The organism is Roseibium sp. RP-7 (assembly GCF_053005225.1).
Window position 1 is genome coordinate 353,099 of the sequence record NZ_JBRKQA010000002.1, and the last position, 15,841, is coordinate 368,939.

The following is a 15,841-nucleotide window of genomic DNA, read 5'->3' on the forward strand; positions in this document are numbered from 1 at the left end:
CCGCACCGGCCGGCTGTAGTTTTCTGACAGGCAAACGCGGCGAGCCACGGATGGTTGCGAGGCTCAGCCTCCAGCTGGCTTCATCGCGCTTTCCAGCACGTCATAAACCTGGCCCTCGCCCATCTGGCTGACATTGAACCTCAGGAACCCGGTCATCGTCTGCGAAACACTGAAGACGTTGCCGGGGGCGAGCACGACGTTCCGGCGCAGCGCGGAGCGGGCAATGGCGGCTGCATCCCGGCCGTCCGGCAGACTGCACCAGAGGTAAAAGCCACCCTTGGGGCTGAGCCAGGGCGTTATACCAAGCCGTTCCAGCCTGCCGGCAACCTCACGCCGCTTCTTCGCAAGGCGCACCCGCAAGGCTTCCATGTGCTTGCGATAACTGCCGTCGCTCAGGACGCCATAGACAAGATCGCTCGCGACCGGTCCCGGGCCACCGAAATTGGTGGCCACTTGCAGGTCAACAAGAGCCTCGATCCAGTCCGTTCGAGCGGCAATGTAACCGCAGCGCACGGAGGCAGACAGGGTCTTGGAAAAGCTGCCGATGCGGATGACACGCTCCAGTCCATCGAGAACGGCGAGGCTCGGCAGGGGGTCTGGCGCAAAGCTGCCGAAAATATCATCTTCTATCACCACCAGGCCGTGGGCTGTCACAAGGTTCAGGACCTTGTGCGCAACCTGGGGCGAGATCGTCGCGCCGGTGGGATTGTGAAGGCCGGAATTGGTGATGTAGAGCTTGGGCTTGTGCCGGGTCAGCGCTTCTTCGAACAGCTCGGTATCCGGTCCGCTGCGTGTGAACGGCACACCGGCAACCTCCACCCTGTGCGCCTTCAACAACGCTTGAAAGTTGAAGTAACACGGGTCATCGACCAGAACCGTGTCCCCCGGCCGCAAAAAGAAGCGGCAAATGAGGTCGATGGCCTGTGTACCCGATGGCGTGAGCAGCACCTGGCCCGGGTTCACCTCAAGGCCTTCTTCGGAGAACTGCCGGGCGAGCAGGTGGCGCAGGTTCAAAGCACCCCGTGTTTCGCCATAGTCGAACAAGTGGCCACCGCCGGTACGCGCCAGCGCTCGCAAGCCACGCTGCATGGCCTCGCTTGGCATCCAGTCCGCCGGCAGCCAGCCACAGCCGGGCTTCAGTACATCCGGCCCGGCATCGAGCGACTGGCGCGACACCCAGAACGGGTCGATTTCCCGGTCAAGCTGCGGTCCGACGTCGGCGACCGAGAACGGACGGGCGGCATCGGCAACATAAAAGCCGGAGCCTCGACGGGCATAAATGATGCCCTCTGCCGCCAGCCTGTCGTATGCGGTCACGACTGTTGACGGCGACACCCGCATGGTCGCGGCAAATCCGCGGATGGACGGCAGCTTTTCACCAGGTTGCAGCAAACGGCTGGCGATCTTCCGCTTGACGGCTTCCATTACCGTGGCCGTCCGTGTGTCCTGTTCCATTCGTTTGTCCGCTGAAGTGTATGGCAAGTGTGTACAGTACAGTTTTACAAAATTGTATTGCACTGTCTCTGTCCTGACCAGCCCCTCCGGATTATTCCTGCCCCTTGCAACGTGTCGTCATGGACGTTCAGGAAGGGGCTACGTTCGGCAAGCCTCGCTTTGTCTGCCTGCTTCTCGGCTTCGCAAGAGAGCAGCACGGATGCCGCAGCCTCCCTGACACGCCAGGAACCTTGAAAAACAAGACAGCAGAAAGACCAGACATGCAGGCATCGATGGCAGGATGGGGCAGCGGGCTCCTGGGCGTCCTCATTTTCAGTGGCTCCCTGCCGGCAACACGGGTTGCGCTCAGTGGTTTCAACCCGATGTTCCTGACGTCCGCCCGTGCCGTTGTCGCGGCGCTCCTTGGCATTGCCTTGCTGCTAGTGCTGCGGCAGGCCCGGCCGGAGCGGCGCGACGTGATCTCGCTGCTGATTGTTGCAGCCGGTGTCGTCGTCGGCTTTCCGCTGCTGACGGCGCTTGCCCTGCAACATGTCACTGCGGCCCATTCGATTGTCTTCATTGGCCTTCTGCCCCTGGCAACCGCCCTGTTCGGCATGTTGCGCGGGATGGAGCGCCCAAAGCCCCTGTTCTGGGTATTCTCCTGTACAGGCAGTGCGGCTGTCGGCGCCTATGCGCTGTCACAAAGTGCAGACCTTTCACTCAAGGGCGATCTCCTGATGCTGGCGGCGGTCATTGTCTGCGGCTTCGGTTATGCAGAAGGTGGCGCCCTCTCCCGCCGCCTTGGCGGCTGGCAGGTCATTTCCTGGGCGCTTGCCCTTTCGCTTCCCGTCATGGGAACACTTGCACTGCTGACATGGCCGGACAGTTTGACAGGTATCGAAATGCCTGCCTGGGTCGGGCTCGGCTATGTCTCGATTTTCTCGATGCTTGTGGGCTTCATCTTCTGGTACCGGGGCCTCGCCATCGGCGGCATCGCAGGTGTTGGCCAGTTGCAACTGCTGCAGCCCTTCTTCGGGCTGATGCTGGCCAGCCTGCTGCTGCATGAACCGGTGTCTTCAATCATGCTCCTCGTCACCACCCTGGTGGTGGGCTGCGTTGCCGGCGCCAAGCGCTTCGCCTGAAGCCTCTTTTTTCCGGCCCGCCGCACACGTCTTTCCCAACCGGAATTCGCTTCCGCCCCCCGGAGAATTTTGCAATATGGTTCCGTATCGTGAAATTGCCTCCGCAGGGGCGTACCGGCGGATTTCGGCTGAATTGACTTAAAGGAAAAATGACATGGGTTTCTTTGATTTCGTGAAGGATGCGGGAAAGAAGCTGTTCGGCGATGACGAAGCGCCGGAAGCAAGCGCTGGAGCCATCGAAAAGGAAGTTGCCGACCTCGGTCTCGATGGCGACGTCAAGGTTGAAGTCAGCGGCGACACCGTCAAGATCGCAGGCGCCGCCCCCACCCAGGAAGCCCGTGAAAAGCTGATCCTTGCCGTCGGCAACGTGCTTGGCATTTCCAAGGTCGAGGAAGAAATCACCGTCGAGAGCAGCGAACCGGAAGCCAAGTTCCACACGGTGGTCAAGGGCGATACGCTTTGGAAGGTTGCCGAGGCGGCCTATGGCAACGGCGCAAAGTACCAGGCGATCTTTGAAGCCAACAAGCCGATGTTGTCCGATCCGGACAAGATCTATCCGGGTCAGGTGCTGCGCATCCCCGCGCTCTAAGACCGAATTTCCGCAAGCCACGGCGTCCCCGTGGCTTGCCTCCTTTTCCCGCCGTTACCCGTTGCGCTCCATGTCCGCCCGCAGGGCCGGCACCGCTCAGAACCTCTCTCCAGGTATATTTTCCGAGACGCCCGGTCCCCATTCGTCTGGGGCAATCTGGCAGCTGCGCCCTCGACTTTTCCGCTTTTCAAAAGGCAGCACAAAACTGCCGGATAGAAATCTGAGTATTTTTTTCAAGTTTTTTACAAACCAGCCTCGACACCACCCGTAAAATTATGATTATAAAGCTCAAGTTTTCTCATTCAGTGGATTTGGGGCGGTTTTCGGATGGTGCGCCGGCTGAGCCACAGGCTTGTCCAATCGGTAATACTTCTGTTCCTGGTGTCCGTTGCCGGCTTCGCCCTGTTGCGCCTGTTGCCGGGGGATTTTGCTGAAGTACTGCTGTTGTCCCAGATGGACGGCACCTTGCCGGATGCGGCCGCGGTCGAGCGATTTTCAGCCGAAAACGGCTTTGACGATCCTCTGCCCGTTCAATACCTGCGCTGGCTTGGCAATGTGCTGACAGGGGATCTCGGCACTTCCTTCGTTACCGGAGAAAGCGTTTCCGCCGATATCCTGCTGCGGATACGCCAGTCACTGATCCTGGCACTGCTGTCGATCGGCCTTGCCCTTGTCCTTGCAGTGCCGATCGGCTGTTTTTGTGCCTATCACGCCGGCGGCCTTTCGGATCGTCTATTGGCGGCGGCAAGCGTTGCCGGCCTGTCCATTCCCAATTTCTGGTACGCGCTGCTGCTGGCGCTTCTGTTCTCGCTTACCCTCGGCTGGCTGCCGAGCTCGGGCCACGGCACGATTGCACATGCGGTGCTGCCGACGCTGGTCATCGCGACCACCATGACCGGCGTGATTGCGCGCTTCGTGCGGGCCAGGCTCTTGGACGAGTTCCACCACGCCTACATCCGCACGGCCAAGGCCAAGGGCCTCAGCCAGACTCGGATCCTGCTGCATCACGCCCTGCCCAACATCCTGCCTTCGCTCCTGACCCTGACCGGGCTGCAATTTGCCCGCGCCTTTGACGGCATGATTATCGTGGAAACGATCTTCGCCTGGCCGGGCATCGGCAGCCTGCTGGTCGCTTCGCTGCTCAACCGTGACTACCCGCTGATACAGATCTGCTTCCTGGTGATCGCCTGCGGCTACGTCATCATCAATCTCCTGGTCGATTACCTGGTGACGCTGGCAGACCCGCGCGTGCAGGAGGCGATCTGAATGGCAAGATCCCGACGCCTGTTTCAGACAAGACCTGATGCACAGAGCCGAGAAACGCGTGCAGGACTGCTGGCCCTTCTCATAGTTCTGATCGTGCTGGCACCGCTCGCAGCGCCCTACCCGCCGGACCAGATAGACATCCTGAACCGTCTTGCGCCTCCGGGCTGGCAGCATTTTCTGGGCACCGACCAGATGGGCCGTGACGTCTTTTCCCGCCTCCTTTACGCCGGCCGCCTCACAACCGGCGCGGCCCTGCTGGTGGTGCTGGCGTCCGCGCTCACCGGCACGCTGCTCGGCTGCATCGCCGGCTATCTCGGCGGCTGGCCGGATCAGCTTCTGATGCGCTTTTGCGAGGGACTTTCTGTCCTGCCAGCACTGGCGATTGCCATGATCATCGCCGGTGTCATGGGGCTTGGCCTTGCCGTCGTGCTTCTGGCGCTCACCGCCGTGCACTGGACCGAATATGCCCGGCTGGTGCGCAACATGATCCTGGTGGAACGGGCCAAACTTTATGTGCAGGCGGCTGAAGCGCTCGGTTCGTCACGCAAACGCATTGTCCATCGCCATCTGCTGCCGAACATTACGGCGCCTCTCCTGACCATGGCCGCCTATTCGCTCTCCTGGGTCATTCTCTCCTTTGCCGGGCTCAGCTTCCTTGGCCTTGGCGTGGAACCTGGAACAGCCGAATGGGGCCGGATGATCGCCGATGCGCGCAACCACATGCGCAGCCATCCGCATCTCGTCCTCGCCCCGGGCCTGACGATCACCGCCTTCGTCATGCTGGTGAACCTGCTGGGCGACGGCATCGGCGATCGGATGCGCGCCCGCCACACCAACCTTTTGACCCTTCGAAAAACAATTCTCAAACCAAGGAGCTGATCCTCATGATCTCCCGCAGAACCCTGGGCCGTCTTGCCGTTTCCGTGGCAACGGCCGCCATGCTGAGCCTGCCACACATGCCGGCGCAGGCCGAAGGCAGTTCAACACTGACCGTTGCCACCATGTGGGAAGCCCTGCCGCTGTCGATGAAACCGCGCCGCAGCCGGTTCTTCAACGAAAGCGAGATACTGGACACTCTGGTAAAACTCGATTTCGACATGAAGCTTGTGCCCGGTCTTGCCACGTCCTGGGAACGCGTTTCACCCAATGTCTGGCGCTTCCAACTGCGTGACGGCGTCACCTTCCATGACGGCAGCGCTTTCGACGCGGAAGCCGCAAAGTTCTCGCTGGAGCGAGTGATCGCGTTGCTGCCCTATGCATCCGACCTGCTCAACATCAAGGAAATCCGTGCCGTTTCCGGCCTTGAACTGGAAATCGAGACCAACGAACCTTTCACAGCCCTGCCAAACCAGCTGACCGACGCCATCACCGTCATCTACGGCAAGGCCTCGTTCGACGAGAACGGCGAGTTCGTGAAGCCTGTCGGCACCGGTCCCTGGGTGTTCAAGGAGTACCAGAAGCAAGACCGCACCACCGTTGTACGCAACGATGACTATTGGGGCGAAGTACCCAAGCTGGAAGAAATCGTCTACCGCTACATCCCGGACCACAATGCCCGCGCGCTGGCCCTGGAAACCGGCGAGGTCGACTTCGTCGTCCACCTGTTGCCTTCCGATGTGGAACGCATGAAGGCCGACGAGAAATTCGAAGTCTATGCCGAGCCGAGCGCCGGTCTTTATTACGGCGCTTTCAATGCCGGTGAAAACAGCGTGCTGCATGATCCGAAGGTCCGCCAGGCGGTCAACCTGATGGTTGACCGGGAAATCCTGGTCAAAGGGGCGCTTGACGGCATCGGCAAGCCGGCCTGGACGTTCTTTCCGCCGGAATTCCCGTGGGCCGCACCGGAACTTTCAGCCTATTCCTTCAACCCGGAAAAAGCAGCCGGGCTTCTGACCGAGGCCGGTTACGAGAAAGACGGCACCACCTGGCAGAAGGACGGCGAGCCTTTGAGCCTGCGTATCCTCAGCTATTCCAGCCGCGCCGAAATGGCCACGATCAGCGAGACAATGGCCGCGCTTCTGCAGCAGCAGGGCATTGCCACGAAGCTGGAAATGTACACCTGGGAAGGCATGCTCGATCTTGTCAAGCAGAGCGACTATGACGTTTCCGTCGTCTTCTGGACCCCGGAAATGACCGGTCATCCGGATCTGCACCTGAAGTCGCAGTTCCATTCCAAGGCGGGCCTCAACTACCAGAACTGGTCGAACCCGGAATTCGACGCGCTTGTCGACAAGGGCCGCACGCTGGAAGAAGGTCCGGAAGCTCTGGAAATCTACGCCAAGGCACAGGAAATCCTGCAGACCGACGCGCCGATTATCCCGCTGGTTCACAAGATCTATGTAGCTGCCTCTAGCGAGAACGTCAGTGGCTACAAGGTCCATCCCTCCGGCTTCTTCTACAATTTCAAGGCCGTCAGCAAACAGTAACTGCGCCTGACCTTTGCCCGGACGGTTATCCGTCCGGGCCTTTCCGGGAGACCCGAATGGCATCCTGCCTTTTTCTGAAACCGATCAAGGGCGCCGGCAACGACCTGCCCGATGTTGGTGATTATGTGCCCGACATCGACGTGATCGGCCATTACGACCTCGAAACCGCCGACCTGTCGCGCTATCCTGCACTCTGCCTGCCGGCCCATCTCGACCAGCGATTTTTCGGCAGCCTGACAGCGAAGATCGAACAGTTTCTGGATGCTGGCGGCACGCTGGTATTCAACGGCCATGTTGCCTGGCCAATGCTGCCCGAATTCCAGCCTTTCGTTCCCCTGAACCGCTTCTCGCTGGAAGACCTGCAAATCCACCGGTTGACCGACCACCCGGTGTTCGAAGGCGTTTCAACCGAGGAATTGACCTTTCGACGGGGCGTTGCCGGCTTCTACGCCCGCGGTTTCAACCCGCCACCGGAAGGCGCTGTTAGCCTTCACGGTGTCGGTCCGGACCACCTGCCCTGCGACTGGGTCTATGAGCGCCCGTCCGGCGGTCGCATCTTCATGCATGCCGGTAATGATCTTTGGATGTACGTCGGCTCCAGCGACACAACGGCGCGCATTGCCCCGCAACTCTGCGCCTGGGCCAGCGGAAAAGGACCCCAGCAATGACCACGCTCGCAGTGCTCGACGCCGGCACCTACTACCATCATCGCACCATTTACGAGCCACGCTACCGCGACTTTTTCGACGAGATCATCTACACGCGCGAGCTGCCGGAAGCAGATCTGTCCGGCGTCGACACCCTGCTTGTTTCCTGCCGCACCGATCCTTCGGTGCTGCGCCCCCGACGCAAACAAATCGCCGACTTTCTGGCAAGCGGCAAGACCGTTGTCGCCATGGGCTCCACCGGACATCCGGACTGGTTGCCCAATGTGAACTGGACGGACACACCGACCAATTTCTGGTGGTGGAAGGAAGGCGGCGAGATCGGCCTGAAGTTGGCAACACCCGACCATCCCCTCTTCAACCAACTCTCCCTGGCCGACGTCACCTGGCACTATCATGGTTATTTCCAGGTGCCAGACGGGGCGCAGTCGCTGGTCGATGTCGGAGATCTCGGCTCGATCTTCTACGAGGACACGGTTTCCACCCCTGGCCGCCTGCTGATCACGTCCCTCGACCCGATGTACCATCACGGCAGCTACTTCATGCCGGCGACAACCCGGTTTCTGGACGGGTTCCTGCCGTATCTGAAAGGGACTACCGCAGAGCTTGCGAAAACGACATAGGCCTCCTGCGCGCAGCCCGTTCCGCTGCGTTCCCGATGCGCTTCAAGTGAAACGACATTGTCAGAATTCGTCATGATTGTTCAGAATTGGTAGGTGGAACCAGCCAGTCGATCCCCGGTATTTACGAATATGTTGAGCGGCACTCACCTGTGTCGACGAAGTACATCAGGAACATACCGAGGAGTGGCGGCAGAGAAATTGGTTTCCGGCAATACCCAAGTCGCAGCTGGAAAAGACCATTCTCGTCCCCCCCACACGCAGATCCTGCGCTTAGACCGCCTCTCTTTTCCTGACGCTCTGACGATGGCGCTTGTGTCCCACGCCGCTCTGGCCGGCGACGCACTGCCAACTGGCGGTGCGTTCGCTGCCGGCACGGGCCGTTCGTGGATCTCTCACCTCGTCACAGGGTAAGCGCCCGGTCTGCACCACCCTGTCTCGTCAGCGGATACGGCCAGCCCTAGTCTGCCAAACCTTCGCGCGCCAGGGCATCGCGGACAGCCTGCCGCCCTGCAACGTCATCGGAATGTCGTTGCAGGGCTGGCCAGTCCGCAATCGAAAGCTTCTGATCGTCAAGCCAACGGCAAACGGTAAACAGATAGGCGTCGGACAGCGAAAAGGCTGGGCCCGTCAGGTACCTGTGCTGTTGGAGATGTCGCTCAATCACATTCAGCCGCAGCGACAAGTGCGCGCGGCCTGGGGACAGAAATGCCTCCGGCGTCTTTGGGCGAAACAGCGGGCTGAAGCTTTTGTGAACCTCGGTTGCAATGTAATTCAGCCATTCCAGGGCTCTCAGGCGCTCCAATGCTGCGTCCGGCAACAGGCCGGCCTCGGGACGGATCATGTCGATATATTGCAGGATCACGGGGACTTCGGTCAGAAGTTGGCCCTCCTTCAGTTCGAGTGCCGGAACGTACCCTTTGGGGTTGATCCGGCGAAAGTCGTCCCCTTCTTCAGTCCGTCGTGATTTGTAATCGACTTTTATCAATCGAAATTCCAGACCGGCCTCACGCAGAGCGATATGCGGTGCCAGCGAGCAGGCTCCCGGCATGAAATAGAGTTTCATTCCGATTGCCCTCCAGATCCCATGTCAGGAATGCCATCCAGCAGGACGAGCGCAAGGTCATAAGCCCGTCCGTTCGCTTCCTCCATCCTGTGTCCCAAGCCATGCAGGTCAGCAGCCAGAAACTGATCGCCGGGTGAAAGCAGCCGCGTGTCTCCATCGCTCGTTTCAATGCGGACCAAGCCACCGAGAACGGTTCCAAGAACAGGTGCAGGCGCGCAATGCCATTCGTCCTTGTAGCCGGGGGGGTGATGCATCATGAGAACGCCGGTTGCATCCATGGTTTCGGTGACACTGTAGCCCTTTGGCGAAGGCGGCGTGAAATCACCCTCCGAAAGCGTCCAGAACTCATCCGAAAAATGGGAGCCGCCGTTTGCGCATGCGCAGATTTTGACGAATTTCATTCTCTTGGTTCCTGTTCGAAACGTGTTGCGCCCGTTGCAGCCCGGGTTACCGACATGCCGGGCTTGCACCGGCCCCGGGCGGCTACATCAAGTGGATGCGTTTGCAGGGACGGACCCTCCGTTGTCGGCATGAACCTTCCGCGCTCCGTGGTCGTCAGAAGGTAAGCCACGCGTCGTTTCAGCGGCGATCCCGGCGGCAATCCTGTTGGCTGCGATCCCGGCGGCATCAAAGTAACCAGTGAAAATCGGCTTGAACCCGGTGAACCAGAGACCGGGATTTTCCGGGTCACGCTCGCCCATCGGGTAATGCGGCACCCCATTGGTGTCGAGCACGTCGAGATGTCCCAGCAGCGGTTCCAGCCCCGTGCGATAGCCCGTTGCCGCGATGACAACGTCGGGTGCGCAGCTTGAGCCATCCGTGAGGATGACGTTGTCCCCCTCGAAGCGGTCAACACCGGGAACCACCCGGAACCGCCCGGTCTTCAGGGCGGCCACAAATCCCTCATCGATCGCAAAGGTGACACCGTCCCGCAAAAGCCGGGTTCCGCCTCCTTCTGGATGGGTGCTCAGCCCGTATCGGCGAAGATTGCCAAGAAAAACCCGCTCGGTCAGCCGAAAGGCCGGATCCAGAACCCAGGCAGGAAGGGCCGCGAAAACCCGGGCCAGTCGGTGCAGCGGAAACCCGAAGATGCGCTGTGGTACGACTGCAGGCCCGTAGCGGACAGACACGATGACCTCTGCCGGGCGGTGCCGCGCGAGATGGTTGAGCGCGTCCGTGCCCGAATTCCCGGCGCCAACAACCAGAATGCGCTTGCCATCGAAGCGGGACACATCACCGAGGTTCGCCGTGTGCAGCAACTCGCCCGAAAACTGGTCGCGCCCCGGCCAGTCCGGAATGTGCGCAATGTTTTCGCGGCCCGTCGCGATTACCAGATTGTCTGCCTGATAGTCACCGGTCGCGGTGGAGACGTGCCACCCGTCTGGCGTACGGGCGACACTGGTTACCTTGCCACTGTATCGGACATGTTTGTCCAGTCCCGCTACATAGGCTTCAAGAAATTCCACTACGGTGTCACGCTTCAGAAAGACGCCATCGGTCTTGGGCGCCTTCCGGCCGGGCAGGCTGGCAAACTTGCGGTGTATGTTGAGCCGAAGCGCCGGATGCCGCGCCCGCCAGGGTTCAGCAACCCGGTCCCGTGCTTCCAGCACGGTGACCGGCAGGCCACGATCGGAAAGAGAGCGTGCCACGGCAAGACCCGAAAGTCCTGCTCCGATGACAAGCGTGTTGCTGTGTTGTTGGGACTTCATGATCAGTCCTTTCGGTGTCTTCTCAGCAAATGCTGAGGAAATTCAGGGTCACGCAGATGTGCGTATTGTTCGAGGCCCAAATCCTGCAGGAGATGGTCCGAAAGCCGCGAGAGGTCTCCGAAATTCCGGCGAAAGCGTCGTTGTTCGCGCGCTTCTCTGATCCGTTGCCAAAGGCTCTTCACGCGACTTGAGACAGTCCTGTGCACCCCGTCGACGAACGGCAATATCATCGTCATGTCATGTATCCTTGTCGGTGCCCGGTCAGATCCGGGCTATGAAATACGCGTTGATGGGATCGTGCGGCAGCCGGTGGGTTTCGACCGATGCGAAGCCGGTTTCGGCAAGGTACTCTTCGGCTGTCTCCACTCCCCACATCGCCCCCAGACCCGGACCACCCTGGCCGATGGAGACGGGTGTGCAGTGCATGCTCGAGATCGTGTACAAGAGCGGCGCGAAGGGATTTGCGATGTTCTTTTCAAGATCGCGCGACCCACCGATATCCTGCATCAGGAAGACGCCGCCCGGCCGCATTGACTGCCGTACGAGACGCAGAAACGCCTTGGGATCCGCCTGGTCGTGAACCGCATCGAAGGCGGTTACCAGATCGAACCGGCCCAACTCGTTTCCGGTCGACAGATCACGCACTTCGAAGTGCAGGTTCTTCAAACCTTTGGTTCTGGCTTCAGCGGCCGTCTCTGAGAAAGCGTCCTCGCAAAGATCGAAACCGTGAAAGCGACTGTTTGGATAAACGCTCGCCAGCGCCATCATCGCCAGACCTCGTCCGCAGCCGAAATCGGCCACGTCGATGCCGTCCTCCAACCGTTGGATCAGGCCCGGGACTACCGGCAGGATAGCGCTCACAAGGTTGGCGACGACCAACTGCGCACTGTCCTCGGCCATCACCTCGTGAAAGCGATCGAAATGGTGGTAGCAAAGGCCCTCGCCACTGCGGAAACGCTCCAGTAGTTCGTTTTCGATGGACGCCGCGATGCTGATGAACTGGGTCGTGACGGCCATGTTGTCCGGGCTGGCGCTACGGGTCAGAAACGCGGCATGCTCTGGCGGCAACGTGTAGCTTCTCGCCCGCGGGTCATAGTCGACGACACCCGCCGTCACCATCACGCCGAGCCATTCACGCAGGTAGCGTTCGTTGACAGCGGCCTTCTGCGAAAGCACCTGCGAATTGAGGCCGGGGTTGGCCCCAAGCGCATCGAACAGTCCTGCGCGGTGCCCGAGAGAGGTCATGATCGCGAGTGCCGCTTCGTTCAGCGTACCGACAAAGCGTTCGGCGAAGGCTTCGGCTTTCGCTTCGTTGAATGCAAGATTTGGGTTCTGGTAGGTCATCCGATGCTCCTGAAGTGGTAATGTGCAGCACGATCTGCCGCTGTCCTGACCATGGAGATGGACCAAATCCGCCAAGCACGTTAGAAGTGAAAAAGAATGAAACGGTGATAATCAGACTAAAGTTGAGGGGTTTTGTGCAATATGAGCTTGAACACGACCGTTATAGGAACACGCTTGACCGGAACGTCCGTGCTGTTCTCGATCCTTGACGTGCTGGCCTCCGTGGGTCGCGATTGGGAAATGTTGCACGGCTTGCCTGCGCAATCGCCGGTGTTTCAGGTCAGCCTCAGAACCCTCGATGGCGCACCTTATTGGGACGTGAACGGGCGCAAGATCACACCTGACGGGATGCTGACCGAAGCGCCGGAACCCGACTTGATTATCGTGTCCGATTTGCACCTCGACCCAAATGGCCACCTGCCGGAAGAGTTTAACCCGGTCGCGGACTGGCTCAGTGAAGCCTACGCACGCGGCGCAATTGTCACCTCCGTCTGCTCTGGCTCGATCCTTCTGGGTGCAGCAGGATTGTTGGACGGCAAGGAAGCGACGACGCATTGGGGCTATGCGGATATGCTTGGACGAAACTTCCCGAAGGTGAAGGTTTGCCGTGAACGCATTCTCGTCGCGGCGGGGGACGGTCACCAGGTGGTCACCGCAGGTGGTGCCTCGGCGTGGGCTGATCTCATGTTGTATCTGATCGGACGGTTCGCCGGAACAGAAGAAGCCCGCAGGATCGCGAAGATCTATTTGATCGATCCACATGACCAGGGCCAACTGACATACGCATCCCTTGCCTCCGGGCGACAACATGATGACCAGCTGATTGCAGAGGCGCAGGTCTGGGCCGCACGAAATTACCACAGATCAAGTCCCGTAACCGCCATGGCGGTAATGGCCCAAATGACCGAGCGCGGGTTTCTGCGTCGCTTCAGGAAGGCGACCGGACAGGCGCCAGCCGACTATGTGCAGACTTTGCGTGTCGAGGAAGCCAAACAGCTGCTGGAGACGACGGCGATGTCGATCGAGGAAATCTCAGCCGAGATCGGATACACCGAACCCTCGAGTTTCCGATCGGCATTCCGAAAGCGCGTCGGGACCTCGGCGTCTGCTTATCGAAAGAAATGGCAAGCGTTGGTTCCGGTTTCATCCTGAGTTTGCTCCCTATCCCTTACGAGCTGGGCCACCAGGTTTGCATCGCCATCTCTGCTGTTCCAGGCAACTGCCGTTCATGCGCATCGCAGCACGTGGCGAAATAGGCAAAGCAGTCTTTCGCTGCGAAGGACACCAACGGTATGTCTGGCTCAGGAACCGGTCGTCCGAAGGCCTGCGGCAGCAGGCAGGCGGAGGGGTTGAACGACAGCTAGCCGTTCGGCCACCAGCTGAAGCTGCGCGACGACACCAGATTCCTGATTGCCATCCGGGCTGCCGTCTTGCTGACCGTCAAGGCTAGCCGCATTGTTTGACAAATCATCAAATATTGACGTTACGGAAGTTATCGAATAAGTTGTAGATATAAGATTTATATCGTTTTTAAATATGGAGTTCGAGATGACGTGGAATATGCACACGTTTTTTGCAGTACTCTTTACCGCGACGATCGCCTTCACGACCATGTCTACGGTTCCGGTTGAAGCCTGCAACCCGAGATATCAGCGCTGTTAGTACAGCTGGTCTGGAGCCTTGTCCGTTTCAAAGGTTCGGCACGTTCAAGGCTTTCTCGAACTGGTGAGGAATAGGCGTGTCGTTCTGGTCGGGAAAGAAAGAGTCGCTCAATCAAAGCCTGGTGGAGATCACCTTCAGAGCGGTGCTCTCCGGCCTTGTGATCGTGTTTTTCGCGCAATTCCTGATCGCAAGGGTCGACAACCAAATCGAAGTCGCGTCGAAACGCGATGCGCTGAACACCTTCAGGAACAGCCATTTATCCAAGCTGACCACGCGGTTTTCAGACGCTTTTCTGGCCCTTGATTGTACGCGAAGCGTCAGCACCCTTTCGACGAATACCTGCAAAAGCGATATCGCGACCTTCCTGACGGAGTTGAATACGATTTTCCTGGAACTCAAGGCGATCTACCCGACTTCCGGGTTCCCGAAATTGGTCGAGCTGCAAGACCAGGCAGACCTGATGTACTCAACACCGTCGCAAGTGACCCAGCAGAACATAGACGGCTTCGCAGCCACCTTTGGAGCATCGCTGCACGAGATGGCGCAGAACTTCAGATAAGAAAGGATGCCTGATCATGAAATGTATGTTTCACAGCTTGCTTTTTATCTGCTCAATTTCTGTCGCATGTGCTCAGGACCCGACCGGCGATATTCCCGAAGGAGCACGCTGGGTCGTTGGCGGCACGTTCGCGCTGTCCAAAATTGGCGACAACGAGCTCAGAGGCAGCAAGAGTTATTCGGGCGCAGAAAAGGAGGCAAACAGACTTGCGACTTTCCTGCCCGGAATGACGATCATGTTCAATCTGGAAAGAAGCACGGTACCGGGACGATCAGAGTACCTTGAGGGCACCACACACTACGGGATCCCCGTAGCGGTTCTGGCCCGCGACATATCGGCAAACGACTTTGGAAACCGCGACACGACAGATGTGGTCACGCATCAATCCTATACGGGATGCCGGGATCTTGCCTGTACGCTGGAGGCTGAAGTCGGCATTGGCTATTCCTTCAAGATTGAAGAAGAAGACGATGAAAGGCTGGTTCTGTACAACCCGCAATCGGAACTGCGGATCATACACACTCTGGACGCTTTCGATCAGAATGAAGCGCGGGGATATTCCACACGCGTCAAGGACAGAGTGCACCCGCGCCTGAAGGTTCACGACGGATATGCTTCAGAGATTTCAACCGGTTGCGGGCTGACACGCCCGGTTCAACCGCTGATCAAGGTGCCGAAAGATCAATACGATACTCTGCCTCTGACCTGGGAGGTCAACAGCCTGAACTGGTCGTTGAAAGCGCTGGAGCTGTTTGATGTCGGCACGGTCGAGATGAACCCGGAAGGCACGCACTACGTCGGACGGCTGAATTCCGAGCTCGGGGTCGGTACCGAATCCGATGAGGGTCCCGTGGCGCTTGACTTCACTGTCTTTGCCTATCGCGATTCCGAATGGACAAATCCGGACTTCTATAAATTTGGCGGGTTGGCGCAGACCGTTACCTGCCGCAAACGCAACCCGATCGCCGGTCAACCTCTGCCGCGCTACGTCAAGAACGCCTTTCTCTATTTCGATATTCAGGAAGGCGAGCAACCCCAGGACTTTCCGCTGGACCCTGTCCAGTTGCCTGACCAGTTCAAGGACAACAAGGAACTACAGGACGAATTGCGAACCTATCTGCCCCGCGCCTTTTTCTACAGCGTGAACAACGCAAGGCAGTACAAAGAGCTGTTTGAATACATCGTGGAGGACACAAACATCGCCTTTCCGTCGGCAGTTGCCAACGTGATTGCGCGACTGAACGCCACCTGCGGACCTCAGAGCCGTGCCGAATGCGCAGATATCGTGGATCGTGTCGGCGCTTTGAGAAACGACTAGCAAGACATACCGCCGCAAGATTTTCACCTGGATCGTTCAGT

16 protein-coding genes are annotated in these 15,841 nt (G+C 59.1%); 10 read left to right on the forward strand and 6 right to left on the reverse strand.

Annotated elements, in window-relative coordinates; genetic code table 11:
• Window positions 1–63: 63 nt before the first annotated feature.
• The gene (locus ACVDG9_RS16285) at window positions 64–1,455 is read right to left on the reverse strand and encodes an aminotransferase-like domain-containing protein (protein ID WP_447238472.1); all 1,392 of its coding nucleotides are present in this window, start codon (window positions 1,453–1,455) and stop codon (window positions 64–66) included.
• A 260-nt stretch (window positions 1,456–1,715) separates the two neighbouring features.
• Here ACVDG9_RS16285 and ACVDG9_RS16290 point away from each other — a divergent pair, with 260 nt between their 5' ends.
• The 7 genes from ACVDG9_RS16290 to ACVDG9_RS16320 all read left to right on the forward strand — a co-directional run bounded on the left by ACVDG9_RS16290 (window position 1,716) and on the right by ACVDG9_RS16320 (window position 8,145).
• Complete coding sequence (locus ACVDG9_RS16290; RefSeq protein ID WP_447238473.1) at window positions 1,716–2,576, forward strand: DMT family transporter; 861 nt, start codon at window positions 1,716–1,718, stop codon at window positions 2,574–2,576.
• A 154-nt stretch (window positions 2,577–2,730) separates the two neighbouring features.
• Complete coding sequence (gene lysM / locus ACVDG9_RS16295; RefSeq protein WP_023000769.1) at window positions 2,731–3,165, forward strand: peptidoglycan-binding protein LysM; 435 nt, start codon at window positions 2,731–2,733, stop codon at window positions 3,163–3,165.
• Window positions 3,166–3,492: 327 nt separating this feature from the next.
• Window positions 3,493–4,431 carry an ABC transporter permease gene (locus ACVDG9_RS16300; protein WP_447238474.1) on the forward strand — a complete coding sequence of 313 codons (939 nt, stop codon included), beginning with the start codon at window positions 3,493–3,495 and terminating at the stop codon, window positions 4,429–4,431.
• Window positions 4,432–5,310, forward strand: coding sequence for an ABC transporter permease (locus ACVDG9_RS16305; protein WP_447238475.1), 879 nt, complete (start codon window positions 4,432–4,434; stop codon window positions 5,308–5,310). It begins immediately after the preceding gene.
• A gap of 5 nt (window positions 5,311–5,315) precedes the next feature.
• Complete coding sequence (locus ACVDG9_RS16310; RefSeq protein ID WP_447238476.1) at window positions 5,316–6,857, forward strand: ABC transporter substrate-binding protein; 1,542 nt, start codon at window positions 5,316–5,318, stop codon at window positions 6,855–6,857.
• A gap of 56 nt (window positions 6,858–6,913) precedes the next feature.
• Window positions 6,914–7,525, forward strand: a complete 612-nt coding sequence (locus ACVDG9_RS16315) for a hypothetical protein (protein ID WP_447238477.1) — start codon at window positions 6,914–6,916, stop codon at window positions 7,523–7,525.
• Complete coding sequence (locus ACVDG9_RS16320; RefSeq protein WP_447238478.1) at window positions 7,522–8,145, forward strand: hypothetical protein; 624 nt, start codon at window positions 7,522–7,524, stop codon at window positions 8,143–8,145. Before ACVDG9_RS16315 ends, ACVDG9_RS16320 begins: the two co-directional genes overlap by 4 nt.
• A 457-nt stretch (window positions 8,146–8,602) precedes the next feature.
• Here ACVDG9_RS16320 and gstA read toward each other — a convergent pair whose 3' ends face one another.
• The 4 genes from gstA to ACVDG9_RS16340 all read right to left on the reverse strand — a co-directional run bounded on the left by gstA (window position 8,603) and on the right by ACVDG9_RS16340 (window position 12,261).
• Entirely contained in the window at window positions 8,603–9,208 is a 606-nt protein-coding gene (gene gstA, locus ACVDG9_RS16325; RefSeq protein WP_447238479.1) for a glutathione transferase GstA, read from the reverse strand.
• Complete coding sequence (locus ACVDG9_RS16330) at window positions 9,205–9,609, reverse strand: cupin domain-containing protein (protein ID WP_447238480.1); 405 nt, start codon at window positions 9,607–9,609, stop codon at window positions 9,205–9,207. Before ACVDG9_RS16330 ends, gstA begins: the two co-directional genes overlap by 4 nt.
• Window positions 9,610–9,696: 87 nt before the next feature.
• Window positions 9,697–10,917, reverse strand: a complete 1,221-nt coding sequence (locus ACVDG9_RS16335) for a flavin-containing monooxygenase (protein ID WP_447238481.1) — start codon at window positions 10,915–10,917, stop codon at window positions 9,697–9,699.
• Window positions 10,918–11,178: 261 nt separating this feature from the next.
• Window positions 11,179–12,261, reverse strand: coding sequence for a class I SAM-dependent methyltransferase (locus ACVDG9_RS16340; protein ID WP_447238482.1), 1,083 nt, complete (start codon window positions 12,259–12,261; stop codon window positions 11,179–11,181).
• A 189-nt stretch (window positions 12,262–12,450) separates the two neighbouring features.
• On the opposite strand from ACVDG9_RS16340, the gene ACVDG9_RS16345 reads away from it, so the two are divergent.
• Complete coding sequence (locus ACVDG9_RS16345; RefSeq protein WP_447238483.1) at window positions 12,451–13,413, forward strand: GlxA family transcriptional regulator; 963 nt, start codon at window positions 12,451–12,453, stop codon at window positions 13,411–13,413.
• A gap of 149 nt (window positions 13,414–13,562) precedes the next feature.
• On the opposite strand, the gene ACVDG9_RS16350 is transcribed toward ACVDG9_RS16345, so the two are convergent.
• On the reverse strand, window positions 13,563–13,874 hold the full coding sequence (locus ACVDG9_RS16350) for a hypothetical protein (protein WP_447238484.1): 312 nt from the start codon (window positions 13,872–13,874) through the stop codon (window positions 13,563–13,565).
• A gap of 125 nt (window positions 13,875–13,999) precedes the next feature.
• Between ACVDG9_RS16350 and ACVDG9_RS16355 the strand changes: the two genes are divergently transcribed.
• Both ACVDG9_RS16355 and ACVDG9_RS16360 read left to right on the forward strand, forming a co-directional pair.
• The gene (locus ACVDG9_RS16355) at window positions 14,000–14,482 is read left to right on the forward strand and encodes a hypothetical protein (protein WP_447238485.1); all 483 of its coding nucleotides are present in this window, start codon (window positions 14,000–14,002) and stop codon (window positions 14,480–14,482) included.
• 16 nt (window positions 14,483–14,498) lie between these two features.
• A complete protein-coding gene (locus tag ACVDG9_RS16360) occupies window positions 14,499–15,800 on the forward strand; it encodes a hypothetical protein (RefSeq protein WP_447238486.1) in 1,302 nt (433 codons plus the stop codon).
• The last annotated feature ends 41 nt before the right edge of the window (window positions 15,801–15,841 follow it).